13 protein-coding genes are annotated in these 14192 nt (G+C 63.4%); 3 read left to right on the top strand and 10 right to left on the bottom strand.

All coding sequences use genetic code 11. The annotated features are described in order from the left end of the window. From IPZ69_RS43825 to IPZ69_RS43805, 5 genes are all read right to left on the bottom strand, one after another. Window positions 1-222 (bottom strand): DUF2637 domain-containing protein (locus IPZ69_RS43825; RefSeq protein WP_235460493.1); only part of this gene is annotated, 222 nt, incomplete at its 3' end. Window positions 223-300: 78 nt separating this feature from the next. Next, the gene (locus IPZ69_RS43820; protein WP_268835810.1) at window positions 301-501 is read right to left on the bottom strand and encodes a hypothetical protein; all 201 of its coding nucleotides are present in this window, start codon (window positions 499-501) and stop codon (window positions 301-303) included. After that, the gene (locus tag IPZ69_RS43815) at window positions 498-704 is read right to left on the bottom strand and encodes a hypothetical protein (RefSeq protein ID WP_235460492.1); all 207 of its coding nucleotides are present in this window, start codon (window positions 702-704) and stop codon (window positions 498-500) included. The genes IPZ69_RS43820 and IPZ69_RS43815 overlap by 4 nt, the downstream gene beginning before the upstream one ends. A gap of 84 nt (window positions 705-788) precedes the next feature. Beyond that, window positions 789-2138: an FtsK/SpoIIIE domain-containing protein gene (locus IPZ69_RS43810; RefSeq protein ID WP_235460491.1), complete on the bottom strand. Its 1350-nt coding sequence runs from the start codon at window positions 2136-2138 to the stop codon at window positions 789-791. A gap of 5 nt (window positions 2139-2143) precedes the next feature. Further along, the gene (locus IPZ69_RS43805; protein ID WP_235460490.1) at window positions 2144-2491 is read right to left on the bottom strand and encodes an SCO3933 family regulatory protein; all 348 of its coding nucleotides are present in this window, start codon (window positions 2489-2491) and stop codon (window positions 2144-2146) included. A gap of 189 nt (window positions 2492-2680) precedes the next feature. Here IPZ69_RS43805 and IPZ69_RS43800 point away from each other — a divergent pair, with 189 nt between their 5' ends. Further along, window positions 2681-3001 carry a putative quinol monooxygenase gene (locus IPZ69_RS43800; RefSeq protein ID WP_235460489.1) on the top strand — a complete coding sequence of 107 codons (321 nt, stop codon included), beginning with the start codon at window positions 2681-2683 and terminating at the stop codon, window positions 2999-3001. Next, window positions 2998-4236: a helix-turn-helix domain-containing protein gene (locus tag IPZ69_RS43795; protein ID WP_308407605.1), complete on the top strand. Its 1239-nt coding sequence runs from the start codon at window positions 2998-3000 to the stop codon at window positions 4234-4236. The genes IPZ69_RS43800 and IPZ69_RS43795 overlap by 4 nt, the downstream gene beginning before the upstream one ends. 121 nt (window positions 4237-4357) lie before the next feature. Here the strand turns inward: IPZ69_RS43795 and IPZ69_RS43790 are convergent, their stop codons facing one another. The 3 genes from IPZ69_RS43790 to IPZ69_RS43780 form a co-directional block, all read right to left on the bottom strand. Further along, window positions 4358-5185 (bottom strand): MBL fold metallo-hydrolase, encoded by an 828-nt coding sequence (locus IPZ69_RS43790; protein ID WP_235460487.1) that lies wholly within the window; start codon window positions 5183-5185, stop codon window positions 4358-4360. A 1264-nt stretch (window positions 5186-6449) separates the two neighbouring features. After that, window positions 6450-7502, bottom strand: a complete 1053-nt coding sequence (locus IPZ69_RS43785; protein ID WP_235460486.1) for an LPO_1073/Vpar_1526 family protein — start codon at window positions 7500-7502, stop codon at window positions 6450-6452. Continuing rightward, entirely contained in the window at window positions 7503-7820 is a 318-nt protein-coding gene (locus tag IPZ69_RS43780) for a hypothetical protein (protein ID WP_235460485.1), read from the bottom strand. It abuts the gene before it with no gap. 476 nt (window positions 7821-8296) lie between these two features. On the opposite strand from IPZ69_RS43780, the gene IPZ69_RS43775 reads away from it, so the two are divergent. Continuing rightward, a complete protein-coding gene (locus tag IPZ69_RS43775; RefSeq protein WP_235460484.1) occupies window positions 8297-10012 on the top strand; it encodes an HNH endonuclease in 1716 nt (571 codons plus the stop codon). 253 nt (window positions 10013-10265) lie between these two features. Here IPZ69_RS43775 and IPZ69_RS43770 read toward each other — a convergent pair whose 3' ends face one another. Together IPZ69_RS43770 and IPZ69_RS43765 are read right to left on the bottom strand one after the other, a co-directional pair. Further along, window positions 10266-12221: a BbrUII/HgiDII family restriction enzyme gene (locus tag IPZ69_RS43770; protein WP_235460483.1), complete on the bottom strand. Its 1956-nt coding sequence runs from the start codon at window positions 12219-12221 to the stop codon at window positions 10266-10268. 657 nt (window positions 12222-12878) lie between these two features. Continuing rightward, window positions 12879-14192 (bottom strand): hypothetical protein (locus tag IPZ69_RS43765; protein ID WP_235460482.1); only part of this gene is annotated, 1314 nt, incomplete at its 5' end.

Here is a 14192-nt window from a genome sequence, read left to right as displayed (position 1 = left end):
GACCAGGGCGATCAGGAACCAGCACCAGGCCAGGCTTGAGTGCTGTGCCCGAAGTCGGCGCCAGGCGGAAACCATGAGCAGGTCGACGGAGATGGGGTAGGCCCAGGCTTTCCAGCCGGACTGTCCGGCCGCGGCGGCAATGTCGTGCAGGTGAGCGAAGGACAGGGCTCCGGCGATCACGGCTTGGACGAGCAGGACGACGGACCAGATGGAGCGGGTCATGGTCTTCACCTCCTTTGCGGAGAGCTGGGCCAGGGCCGGGCGGGGAGCGGTGTCCGATCGCCCAGCCCCGGCGGGCGTTCAGCCGGTCGGGGTTTCGCCGGTGCCCCAGCAGGTCAGGCACAGACCGGTCTGCTGGTCGTCGGTGGCGCGACCCTTGCGGGTGCCGACCTTGACGGCTTCGGTGATCTCGCCGGTGCCGTCGCAGTTCTGGCACTTCGCCGGCTTGGGCGGAGCCGTCTTACGGCGGGCGGCGGGCTTCTTCGCGGCGGGCACGGTCACCGCCCCTCTCCTGGGTACTCGGGACCCTCGTTCGGGTCGTAGCCGGGCGGGAACGTCCCGGGCGGGGGCTCGGGCAGTGAGGCGGCGAGGGAGGAGCCGACGATCTCGATGAAGTCGCTGTCGGCTCCGGCGGTGTCGCCGTAGAGGGCGAGCTGACCGAGCATCCGGACGGTGCGGGTGAAGTCCTCGCAGTCGGGACACATATCGGGGCTTGCTCCCTTCATGAGGCATGGCTCGGGTAGGGACCTGGCGCGAGGCGGTCACGCCGACCGTGGAGTGGGGCGAGGTCAGGCGGCTTTGGCCACGGCAGGCGTCTGGACGGGGGCGAGATCCACCAGCGGGCGGAAGCGGGCCAGCTCCGGAAGATCCGGGGTCAGGTCGGCATGCCGATTGCAGGCAGTCACGGCCTCGCGCATCGAGGTGTAGGCGGAACGGATGCGCGACCAGTCGCCGCTGGAGTGGCCGACCACGGCCATGCCTGGCCGGTCGTTGCGGATCTGCGTGGCGGCGAACACCGCGTGCGGGGAGACGTCCCCGAAGGCCATCTTCGAGCTGGATTCGTCGTTGACCCGGTGGGACATTCGGCCGGTGAGTTGAGCGCGGAGCATGGTGATGCCATCGCCGAGTTCGGAGCCAAAGCGCTGACCGTAGATGTCGACGAAGATGCCGGCGGCGCGGCCGAGCTGGGCCAGCCGGACCAGGGCGACCACGGCCCGCTCCCGACGCTTCTTCTCCGCCGCGGTGGTGAACAGGGCCAGTTCGGCAATCTCGTCGATCGTGAGGACCACCGGCACCGGGCGCAGGTCCTCGGGCAGACCCCAGATGTCCGCGGTGATCTCAGCATCCGGGGTGTCAGCACTGACCCGCTGCTCGCGGCGGATGACCTGATAGATCCCCTCCATGCGCGCCACCAGGGCCTCAAGGAGGTCAGCGGCATCGTCGGGATTGTCGGCCAGGGCCGAGAACCGACGCGCCAGCGGGGCGAGTTCCACTCCGTTCTTGCAGTCGATGCCGACTAACGCAACATGCTGGCCAGCGAGCTCCTTGATGACCTGGCGCTGGGTGACGGACTTGCCGGAGCCGACCGCGCCCAGGGTGATCGAATGCGGTGTCTGCCTGTAGTCGCGGTAGTGGACCGAGCCGTCCTCGCGCAGCGCCACCGGGATGCGCAACTCGCCGCGGTCGACGCGAGCGGGCATCTGCACCCGCTTTAGCACGTCATAGCCGGTCATGGCGATCTCAACGGTGCCGGGTTTGATCTCGCGGGAGGTGACCTGGTGGACGCCGAAGGCGTGCCGCAGCCGGTCGACCGCGGCCGAGTAGTCGAAGGCGTCCTGACCGGGCCGCATCCGGATGCGCAGTCGCAGGCCGGTCCGAGTCGGCTTGATCCACAGCAGCCGGGGAACCCGCTGCCGCGGGACCTCCCAGTTGAACCAACGAGCCAAGGTCAGCCGAAACCGCGAGGCGGCAACCGTCAGGTCACAGGCGTCCATCACGGACGCGTAGCGGAGACGGACCTTGAGGGTGGCGAACAGGACGCCGAAGGTCATCCAGTACCAGGCGGGTAGCCGCCACCGCAGCAGCAGCGCCAGTCCGACCAGAACCGCTAACGCGGCGGCGATCAGCAGCTTGGTCATGGTGTTCAGCCCTTGCCATTGGAGCCGGCCGGGGTGAGCTGCTTCGCGGCGACCGCAATCGCGCGGTAGGAGATGCCGTGCCCGAAGTCGTTCTCCCACGGGCGGGCCACCAGCCCCGGCAGCTCGACGGCCATGCCAGGCATGAGATCCGGCTGAATGCCGTCCTCGGCGACCACGATCGTCACCGCGTCCGGACGGCCGTCCACGATCACGGCGACGCTGACGTTGTAGAGCACCTGGCCCGACTGCCGATCTGTGGCGACCTCACCGGTTTCACGGTTCTTGACCTTCTTCTCCGGGGCCTGGATCAGCATGACCGTCATCGCGGCCGTGTCCACGGGGATCTGACGCATGATGGAGTCTCCCTGTTGGGACAAGCCCCGGGCAGCGTTGTGATCTTGGCGGATGGCACGCAGCCCGGGGCAGCTTGTTGTTCGACACCACCGAAGGTACTCGCAGAAAAACTGCGGGTCAACAGAAAAACTGCGACTAGTAGCAGAACTCCGAGTCTGCGAGACTGAGCGCAACAAGAAGGAGGAACTATGAGCAACTTTGGGCTCTTCGTCCGCTTCACGCTGCGCGATGGTGCAGGAGAGGCGTTCGACGCTCTGGTCCGAGAGACCGCCACAGGGATCCGTGCGCACGAGCCCGGAACGCTGGTGTACGCCTGCCATGAGGTGGAGGGCGCGCCGAACGAGCGAATCTTCTTCGAGTTGTACGCCGACCACGCCGCCTTCGAGGAGCACGAGCGTCAGCCACACACTCGCCACTTCCTGACAGAGCGCAACAAGTACGTCGAGAAGACCGAGGTTGATCGCCTTCAGCCGTACACCGGCAAGTACCCCACCGGGGCCGAGAAGTGAGCGATTCCGAGACCAGGACTGTCGGTCAGCGGGTTAGGGAGCTGCGCAGAGCCGCCGGCATGTCACAGAGCGACCTTGCTGTGGCGATGGGACGTTCCGAGAGCTGGGTATCGCAGGTAGAACGCGGCGTACAGCCTGTTGAGCGGCTGTCGATCCTCCAGGCTCTAGCCGATGCTCTCAACGTGTCTGTGCGAGATGTCCGGCCCGACGCCGCCCCAGCCGAGGAGGTCAGGGCGGAGGAGGAGCAGCCGAAAAGCAACGACCTCGACGGCCTGCGCGTAGCCCTCACCGGACATCCAGCCCTGGGCAGTCTCTTTCAGGAGGCGCCAGCCGAACCGACTCCGTCGCTCGGAGACTTCGGTCGAAGAGTGGAAGAGGCGTGGACGCTTGCACACGCGTCGAGCTACGCAGCCCTGAGCGATCACCTTGCCAAGCTGCTCCCACACATCGAAGCCGCCGTACGGCACGCTCCTGCCTCTGAGCGCGCGGAACTGCACTTGTTGCGGGCCAAGGCGTACCAGGTGGCCGCAGCAAGCTTCACCCGCCAAGACCAGGCCGATGCGGCATGGGTCGCGGCTGATCGAGCCCTGGAGGCGGCCGAACTCGCCGGCCAACCGTTGGAGGTTGTCGCGAGCCTGTTCCGCATGGCGCACGCGTTCATGCGGCAGCAGCACATGGAGCAGGCCGAGCAGGCAGCAAGGTCCGCCGTATCCGTCATGGCCCCAAGGGCAGAGGCCCCGGCATGCCCGCCGCAAGAGCTCTCTCTGCTGGGCGCCATGAACCTGGTCCTTGCGGTGATCAACGCGAGGGAAGGCAACCGAGGGCGGACCCATGAGCACATCGACCGAGCGCGAGAGATCGCGGCGCGATTGGGTGAGGACCGCAACGACTTCGACACGGAGTTCGGGCCGACGAACGTCGAGATCCACGCCGTAAGCACCGCCGTGGAGTTGGGAGACGCCGGGCTTGCCCTGGAAGTGGCCCAGCAGGTTGACGCATCGGGTCTCTCCCCGGAGCGGCAGTCACGTTTCCTGCTTGACGTGGCGCGAGCACACGCGCAGCGGCGACACGTCGGCGAGGCCACAGCCGCGCTCTTGGAAGCTGAGGCTCTGGCACCGGAGCAAATCCAGGATCACCACCTGGCCCGCGAGGTCATCCGCGATTTGCTCCAGCTTTCGGGCCCTCGCATCCCTGAGTCGCTGCGCGACTTGGCTGAGCGGAGCGCTGTCGTCTAGACGGCTGCCGCTGGAGCGTGTCTAGGTCCAGTTGAGCCTTGACGGCTCACAGCGACGCGTCTCGCATCGTTGGCCGGGTAGTCGACTTGCTACGCCGATTCCAGGGGTTACGTGGCCGAGTTCACGCGAGACCGGAGAGGGGAGCGCTGGGTTGCCAGGAGACGGGCAGGACGACGTCGACGCCGTCACGGCGGGCCAGGGGCAGCAGTCGGCTCATGGTGGTGCCGAGGTCGTCGAGCAGGTAGGGCATGGGGCGCAGTGGCCGGTCCAGGCCCAAGAAGAAGTCGTCCCAGTGCACCAGAATGACCCGCCTGGCCCCGGTCGCGGCCACGACCTCGTCCCAGTAGGTATGAAGGAACTCGGCGGGCTGTTTGCCCAGCATGCCGACACCCAGGTAGACGACGTCGGCGTGGTGACCGCAAAGCGCGCCGGGCCGGTAGTTGGCGCTGGCGTGCAGGAGCACGCGGCCGTGGGGGTGGGTGACGAGCACGGAGTAGGCGGTGCCGGTCTTCCAGGCACCGGCGCGGGCCGGCGGGACCAAGGGCCGGTCAACGATGCCTGGGTAGTGGTCGCCCGGACTGTGCACGGAGTCCAGGAAGGTCAGCGTGAAGCTGCCATAGGTGGTGCTGTCGCCGTCGCCGACCACCCGCAAGGACGACTCGGGGACCCCCAGGCCACGCCCGATGTTGGCGGTGGACTCCGACCCGACCAGTTCGGCGCCAGTCTCCAGCGCCCACACCGGTGCGTCGAGAGCGTGGTCGTAGTGGGAATGCGCGCACACCACAGCGGCGAGGGTGTCCACCCGCAGCCGCTCGATGGCGGCACGAACCAACGCGCGGTCCGGGGCGATCTTGCCCATTCCCACTCGCAGCAGCCCCGGGCGGGTGATGAAGCCGTCGCTGAGCACCGAGGTCTGTCCGTCCGACAGCAGCACTGAACTGGTGCCCAAGAAGTGAGCGATCAGCCCCTCATGGTGCGTTGCAGCGCGCTGCTGGTAAGGCAGGTAGGGCCGCAGACTCGGGCGACCGATCGGCACCTTCATACGAGCATCCTCGGGCTCCAGAGGCAGGAGTGCCAGCTCAGGAACTCGTGTGCCCCCTCACAACGGTCCATTCTGCGAAGCCCTGTCGGCCCGCGCCAGCAAGCCGCTACGAGGCCCGGACCCTCTCAAAACTCGTTCTCACCCGTACCCAGTGGCTTGTCCTGCAGCCTTTGAACACACTCGGCCACGCTCTACGGCGACCTCCATGACCGCGTGATACCTCTGCTCGACCACGCTCAACTCCACCAGCACGGCCCCAGCCTCCATGCACGCGCCGATCAGACGCGCACAGCCAAGCCGAGGCAAGCGGTGTCAAGCATCAGGTGAAGCCACAAACGTCAAGCATCAACCGAGACAAGACAGCTGCCGCTGGAGCGTGTGCCGCTGGAGCGGGACGCGGTAGGAGTTTCCCTACTTCATCAAGGCTCGCTCCGCTCGCTCGTCCGGCGGCCAACGGCGCTCATCGATCATCGCCAACCCGACCGCCGCACACTCCGCCCAGGCACATCAACGGCCGCTTGCGCCCCGCATGCCACCGCCACCACGATCCGGCCTCGGGAGGGGAAAAAACCAACCGCAGTCAGACCTCAACGCCCCTCTCCCGGGGACACGCCGTACCCCTTTCCGCCCGGTTGCCTAACGCCGTTAGGTCGGATCAAACCGAGGGCCGCGCCAAGCGCGGCGGCGCCGGTCGGTCGCCGCCGCACCGCCTCCATGTCTTCGCCACCGGCGCACGTCGCCGCCCGACCGTCGCCGCACGCAGCGGCCACATTCCAACACAGGCACGGGAACTAACGGTGATCCCCAACGGTGCAGGTCAAAGAAGCTTTGCGTTACCGCAAGAGGCCGGATCGTGGTGGCGGTGGCATGCGCGCCGAGGCTGCCAGTTGCGCTGATGTTCATACGGCCCGCTGATCCCGCAACCAGGCCACCAGCCGGCAGGTGCGGCCATGAGTGGGGGAGAACCCCGTCGTGGCTGGGGCGGTCGGCTCCACGACTTTAGCCAGCCACTTTGGCGCGAGCCTCGAAGATCACGGCCCCAACGTCGTGCTTTACCGGGCAGGTCCACAGACTGCCCGACGCGCCGGAAGCTTACGGGGCCGTGATCACTCGCGCCAAAGCAGCTCCCGGCCAAAGTCGCTACACCGACCTCGCGACTCAGCCGTGCCGCTTATTTAATCCAGACGTCAATTTCTGCATCGAACACAGCCCCGGCTGTCTTCTTGAAGTTGGCATGCGCGATGGCCACACCAGTCAATGAGGGAGCAAAAGCGTCGCAGTCGACCTCGGACCATCGATCAAATACAACCCTCAATGCGGGGACGGCGGTTGTAACAACTTCTCTGATCTCCTGGTCGCTTAGCGGATACGAAGTCATCAAGTTAACAAGGGCATCTCTTTCCAGGCCTGCCGACTCCGCAAGGTCGCGCGCCTGAGTTTCCGTAACGGCATTAACGCGAATCATGTTTGGATCGTGCAGGCTCGAAACAAACAATCTGCCCCAATCGGAAACCCTGCCTTTGATGTCCGCCACCGCAGGCGTTTCATTTTCAATGATGCCCTTGTGGAAGTAGCCCGGATACTTCTTTTTGAGAATCCCCGGCCATGAATGTGACGAGAGGGGAACTCGTACCGCACATCCCGTCGCCTCCAAATATTGAATATCCGACGGAGTGAGAGTCTCGAAGGAGCCACTCACGCCCTCCAGCACGCTGTTTAGGACAGTCAGGAACGTCTGAAGGTTCGGCGCATTAGCTTCGACATGTGTCAGAAAGAAGATCAGCGAGAGCGCGTCAAGATGCTTGTCTGTGAGCTTCTGAACGGCACCAATTGCTTCGTTCAACGCAAGCTGTCGGGTGTCCCGCGAGGTTTCAGAAGTCCGCTTCACCAGCATCTCTACGAGAATCTCACCGAGATTGACATCTCCAGTTTTCGCGTACCCCTCTTCGGCCTCCAGGACAGCCGCCAACACTCCAGGGTCACCGAGATTCTCGATTGCCTGAGGACTCTTTTCGGTCAGGGCTTTGAGATAATTGTAGGTGAACTCCTCGACGCGCGCCTTCGCGGTCTGGAACGCCTGCTGGGAGTAGCTAGCAAACCTCTCCTCCATCAGCCTGATGCAAATGTGCTCGGCATCTTTTACGCTGATCCCGTAGTTGTTGTTTACCGTGCCGGCTTGGACCAATTGAGACCCGTCGCCCGCTTTCTGTCGAAACCAGGGCAATTATTGTCCCCCCATCTTATTATTGTCGCCGATTGTAATATCTCCGGTAGACTGAATGTTGGTCGAGTTGCTTCCGCTACTCTGAGTCATTCGGGTGGCACCGGAATTACCGACACGAGCGGCAGAGCTTACTTGAATAACTGAATAAGCCGACAGGAGCAGGCCGGCGATCGAAACGAATAGCCCGAGGATCCCTGCGACCTGGTTAGCCTGATCCAATCCGACTTTGATGAAGTAAACGCCGAGGCCGAGGGTCACCAGACCGCCGACGACTGCCATGATCCACAGCCACGTGCGGCGTTGCGGTTGGGACGTCATGCCAACACGATGTACCGGCTGGCCCCAGCGGTCCCAGTTATGCCGGATCTGTCACCAATCTGTGAACAAGTACTGGACCTCGACGGCCCTCCTGTCTAGGCCTCCCCACCGGGAAGGGTTGACTCGCTGCCCGCCCGGACAGCCGCGCCGCGGCCAGGCCCACTAGAGGTGGAGGCATGGCCTATCGCATCGAAACCGTCGACCGTCCGGAGCCAGTGCAGTACAGCAGCGAAGTACAGCAACTACCGCAACTGAGGTGCCCATCTGCCACCTCCCGGCAGCCTGTATGACCATCAACGCTCGATCTCTGTAGAGCTACGGATCAGCAGGTTGCCCGTCCCCTGTCTCGTTCGCCATCGTGCCTGGCAAAATCACCGACACAACGACGGCGAGGTGGGGGATGCTCGGTGGGTGGCCAGTTGCGTGTCGGTGAAGTGCTGCGGTCCTCGCAGAACAGGGACCCTTCCATCGAGGTCATGGACGGCTACCCGAACATCCACCACTTCACGGCTTCACAGGTCCTCGCTCCGATACAGCTGAGCAAGGGAATCAACCCGATAGCCGAGGTCAAGGTCGCTCGCGTCGCACGGCGGCCAGCGGTCCTTGTACGTTCGAGCCAGTGGAAGGCCGGCTCTGCCGAGACGCCATGGCACGACGAGTTCGACCTAGAAAACGGGCGCGTTACCTACTTTGGAGATCATCGCGTCGATCACACCGTTCCCGTAGGCGAGACGCAGGGCAACAAGGTGCTGCGGAAGGCATGGACAAGCCACCGAGCGACGACCGTGCAGGAGCGGACCTTGGCTGCACCACTGCTCGTGTTCGCAACGGTCACACGCAACAAGACTCCCAAGGGTTACGTAAAGTTCTGCGGCCTAGCGGTCATCAAGGACGTCGAAGAGATCGAACAGAGTGACAAGGGGCGGCCGTTCCCCAACTTCCGCTATGAATTGGCCCTTCTCGACCTGAGCGCAGAAGATGACCTGCTGAACTGGGCCTGGATCGAAGCGCGCGGCGATCAGAGGCTCTCGACGGCTGAGGCGCTGGAACATGCGCCGCGCTCTTGGCGTCGTTGGGCGGAAGGTGGCCATGCCGTCTTGCCGGAGGTACGCCAACGTCCCCTTCACCTTGAGGAGCCCGAAGTCAGCCTTCAGTCCGTCCATCGTCCTGCGGATGTGGACGCGTTGTTTCCCACTCCTCCACTGTCGCAGGGCGGGCCTGTACCCAGCACCGAGCACGACGACCGGCAGCCAAAACTTACGGCAGCCCAGCTCATGGAGAGGCTGAGGAGCCTCAAGGTTCATCGGCGAGACGGAACTCCGAGCCCGCACAAACCCTTGGCCCTGATGTGGGCCATCGCGAGGAACGCCCGAGGCGAGTCGCGACTCTCTCCCTGGCCGGAGTTCCGTAACGAGGTGGGCAAGCTATTGATCGAGTTCGGCCGCCCCCAGTCGTCCCCGACGCCGGAGTACCCGTTCTGGCATCTGCGGACGAGCGGCTTGTGGGACATTGAAGGCCTCCCGGCGGAGCAGGCAGACAAGATCAGCGTCTCAGCGCTCGATAGATCCAAGCCTCAAGCGGGGTTCACTCACCAAGCCGACCGTCTGTTGAGCGATCCTTTCGTACGGTCCCAGGCAATCGCCGTCCTGCGAGAGACCTACTTCGCCGAGTTCGCCCAGCACAAACTGATGGAGCAGCTTGGGCTGGCTGGCTACGAGAACGCAAGCGGCATCGAGGCACTGGCCGAAGAACAAGAACGACAAGGGCCTGCCGCTCGCCGCGCCACGAACACGTCCCGCATAGTGCGCGATATCGGACTGGCCAACAAGGTCAAGGAGATGCACTCCGACCACTGCCAGGTCTGTGGAAAGCAGCTAGCGAAGCGGTTCGGCACGTACAGCGAAGCGGCCCACATCCGCGGTCTCGGGCAACCGCACAACGGACCTGACGAGCTCGCCAACTTGCTCGTGCTGTGCCCCAACCACCACGTCCAGTTCGACACGTTGGCGATATACATCGATCCGGACGGCATCGTCCGCTCGACGGTGGACGGCAGTCACAAGGGTGTGCTCCGCCGGCTTCCGAAGCACCACATAAGTGAGGCCCACCTGCGATACCACCGAGCTCTTTGCGGCAGGGACGTGCCGGAGCAGGAAGCACCTGTTCAGAGCCCTCGCCTGGTACACCCCTAAGCAGCCACCGCGGGCTGTGGAGTGGGTCAAAACGCTGGATTGGGGGTTGCCGCGGCGTCCCTCAACCTCATCGCCGCACCGAACGACCCACGACGAGCCCGCCGCCCATCTGATGGACCGGTCATTGGAGGGCACTCGAACATCTCGGCACCAAAGAGACAGCGGCGAGATGTTCGATCCACGAATGCTTCTGAACGGCAATCGGAGTAGATTGCAAAGCTCTATCAGCCCTGCAACCGTCGCCCGTTCGACGTCATTTGATGCTCTCGATTACCTTACGGACGCGATCAAGGCCTTCACGGCCCCTCAAATATTCCGAGTACAGTCCACGTGCGTTATCGAGCAACTCGTCATATGTCATCACGCGGGCGTTAATAGGGCCGAGAGTTTGCGCAGATTCGGCACGCCCGTCCTCTTGCGCCCAGTCGGAAAGGGATTTTCCGACGATACATACGATCTCGATGTACGGATTCGCTTCACCTCGATCTTTAAGCGCCTTCCGCAACGCGTCCCGGTACTTCCTGACTTGCCTCGCAAGCGTATAAGTGTCCGTACTGACACTGTAACGCTTGAGTTCGATAATCACATGCGCATTCGATACACGTTTATATCTGATGTCGATCCTGGACTTCTTCTCGTCATCTGTGAGGTCGACGCCCGCGAAAGTCGTCCCAATCCGCTCTTCGAGATGAGCATCCGTAGCTCTCTCCCAACTCGGATCCAGTAGCCAGAGATGTTGAAATAGCAGCTCCTGGAGGATCTTTTCCTTACTATCGGCATCCGTTTGGGCCTGCATCTTCTCGATAACCTCCAGCCGTTGGTTAACGATCCGATGGTAAAGTGCAGACTCGATCTCATCGACGGTATTAAAAAGCGAGACGAAACCCGCAAGGGCAGGTTGCGTCATTTGTTCCAACGCCTGCAAATTGTCCTTATAGCGGAGACTTTCGAATGCCATTACGCTGTACGCGAATAGCTCCTTCTTCTTGCTATCATCATCGATCTCGAGACTGTTGATCATCCCGAAGAGTTTGCGTGCTCTTGCCCGAGATTCAGGTCCCAGCGACTTGAACCACTCGTCGACTGCGGTGTTCTTGACGGCGACTTCTACGCCCTTAGTTTCGCGCCACTCACCCCAAGCCCTTTTTACATTCCCCATTTCCGTCTCAAAGAATTCTCTGAGATCGATGAACCGAGGATCATCCTCGTCCAACCGCTGCCTACTGCTTGTGGTGATGTCTTCCCCGGAGTCGGAATCCAGGAAATCTGCATTGAACTCCCCGATTACGTACTGCCGATAGAAGCTACTGTCGCTGATGTTCTCCAGAAGGTCTTCGTGGGCCAACCGGCCCCGGGCCAACACGACGACCTTGTTGAGGTTCTCGCCCTGCTCGCGTAGCTGGTCGGAACTATAGACCGTTCCTATCCAACCAAAAACCTCGCCCCCTTGCCCCGTCTCCGAACGGCGAATCTCCACCTCCTCCGCATTGATAGCCAAGCTGCGGATCTTTTCCGTATAGTCGTCGTCACCATAGAGCCAAAGATATTGCAGTTTATGGAAATAGGCGCGATCGCTGACAGAGACCGGCTCTCCATTAATTTCGAGTGCGAAGTCGAATTCTGGCCCGATGATCGAGAAGCGTCTCGCGAGTCGCTTCTTCAGCGCCGCCTCGGTCTGACTCAGGTTCTTCTTGATGTCGCGAAGCACAATCTTCGTACCCTTAACAAAACCAATATCTGCGACATCGAGAGGTTCAGGGCGATAAGGCGATTCGCTATTGACTTCGTCCGTGATCGCCGTCTTGATGTCGTCCAGACTCATGCGGAAGGCATGCTTTTCCCCATCCTTGACGGTGTAAATCTCAACCGTGCGTGCGATCGAGAACAACGAAAGCTTACCGATTCCCTTCCGTCCCATGACAGGCCGATCGAGATTTGGCGTAAGTGTTCCAGTAGCATCCCTGCGGCGATACCCAACGGTGAGGTATTTTTCGTTGATGTCATGCAAATCCATGCCGGAGCCATCATCGTAGACGGTAACCGTGCCAGCTTGTTTATCGATGTCTATCGTAACCTTGTGGGCTTCTGCGTCCCAGGCGTTTGCCACCGCCTCCGACAAAACTGCAGGAATGTTGCTGTAGAGGTTGAGCCCGAGGTGTGTGACAACATTGAGGCTGACAGACATTTTGTACGGACTGTTCGTTTCCACTCAGACACTCTCCCGATTTTTCACGAAACCTCGTTGCTGCTCGTGCTGAGCGTAGCCCTTACTGGTGCACACAGCCGGAACTTCGGGACGTTACGGCGGGCTGTCACGGCGAACGCGACTGCCGGCACCTGGGTGCCGTGTCAGCAGGGCCGGATCCCCGCGAGGCTGGCTGGCCCCAGGGCGGTCGCTGCGTCTGGACTATGTGTGGACAGCGGCAGGCGAGTTGAGCCTGATCGAACTGCTGACCAGCGTATTCTCCGCAACGCTCAACGGCCTCCGGAGCCGTGTGCGCAGGTTCGAATCCTGCCGGGGGCACTCGCCCAGGATCAGCAGAAGTCAAGCGCTGACCAAAGCGGGTGCCAGCAGAAGAGGGCGGGAGTCAGTCTCACTGACTTCCGCCCTCTCTTGTTGTCTCTCGGTGTTCGCGACACACCTCCGACCCGCTCTCGACACCGCCACAGCGGGGGCTGGGGCGCCGCTACCGCAGCGCAACTCGTGGCACTGCGGAGCCTCCACTCGATCCGGGCGGTTCAGAGAACAGCCGCAGCGTAACGCCGCTGGCTACGGCTCGAAGTTGTTCGCCTTTTCGGAAGCAGTAGGCCACATGTCCTGTGAGCCGGCCCCTGCCAAGCGTCGTACGTCCAGCGGCAGTTCGGGTCAGACCTTCTCCCGCGGCCACCCCCGGAGCACCCGGCTGTCAGCGTCGACGCGGACCGTGCGCGCGTCGCGGCCGACATGTGTGTTCATCGCTGACCGCAGCCGGTGGCGGAAGGTGAAGCCCGGGGCCGGGCCTGACTGTGCGGACCGCTCCCGCACGTCGGCCTTGTTGCACAGCACGTCCCAGACTCGGTCCGGGCACTCTCCGCGCCGCCAGAGGAAATCGCAGTATGGGACGTGCGCGATCTCCAGGTTCAGCCAGCCGTCCTTCTTCAGTACGTCCTTCCACTCGGACAGGCGGAGCTTCAGGTAGCCGCGCGGACGGTCGGACTTGTCGACGCTGGTGACGCCGAGCACGCGGACGAAGCCCGGGGTGCGTTCCAGCACCACCACCGGACGCTCCTTGTAGGTGTTGTCGTCGTGGGTGAGCTCGGCCGTCCACACATCGCCGACGGCCGGCGGCCAGGAGGTCACACCGGGGGGCGCGGGACGGGCCGGCGGCCCGGTCCTCAGCCAGCGCACCAGTCGGACGGCCGCGACCACCGCGCAGCCTGCGGACAGCCCCACCAGCGACCACCACAGGACGGCGAGCAGCAGTGTGCCGACGGTGGCGTCGTCCGGGTCTGGGACGAGGGTGCCGCCGGTGTGGTGGATCCAGTACCCGGTCACGACGGCCAGGAGCGCCTTCCACAGGGCCGTCCTCAGCAGGACCAGCGGGAAGTAGCCGTGGTCCGCGATCCGCATGAGACCCAGTACGGCGACGGTCGTCGCGTAGATCACGGTCATACCGGCCATGGGCTGCTTGTCGACCTGCGCGTCCAGCGGTGCCATGACGCCCGCCACGACGCAGCAGAGGCCCAGCGCGCGTGCCGCGACCAGCAGCCGGTTCCCCTCGAGCCGCGCGGGCGCCGCGATCCGGACCAGTGGTCGCGCGACCAGTACGCACAGCACGAGCAACGCCACGCATACCCAGGTGTTCCTGGTGCTGGTGAAGCCGACGCGGAGCACCGAGAACATCAGCACCCACATCGCCCAGGAGCCGAACACCACCGCCAACGGCGCCCCTGCCGAGTATTCGGGTGTCAGCCGCTTCGACCTCAGTCGCGGCGGCTGCATCCCTCCCATCAGCGGCGTGCTCAGACACACCAGAAGTACGGCCCCCGCCAGAAATGCCTGCACGTTTCCCCCGCTCTCATAGCTGGGAGCAGCATGGCCCGCGACCGGCGTACCCGGCGTCGTTTCGCCCTTGCGGGCCCGTATGGCCGGGCAGTTTGGTAGGGCGCCCAGGTCGGCCCGCGCAAGGCCGTCGTCGCG

Source organism: Streptomyces olivochromogenes, assembly GCF_021538895.1.
GTDB classification, from domain to species: Bacteria; Actinomycetota; Actinomycetes; order Streptomycetales; family Streptomycetaceae; genus Streptomyces; species Streptomyces olivochromogenes_A.
Note: the sequence above shows the minus strand (reverse complement) of the source record. Positions and strands in the feature narration are given on the sequence as shown.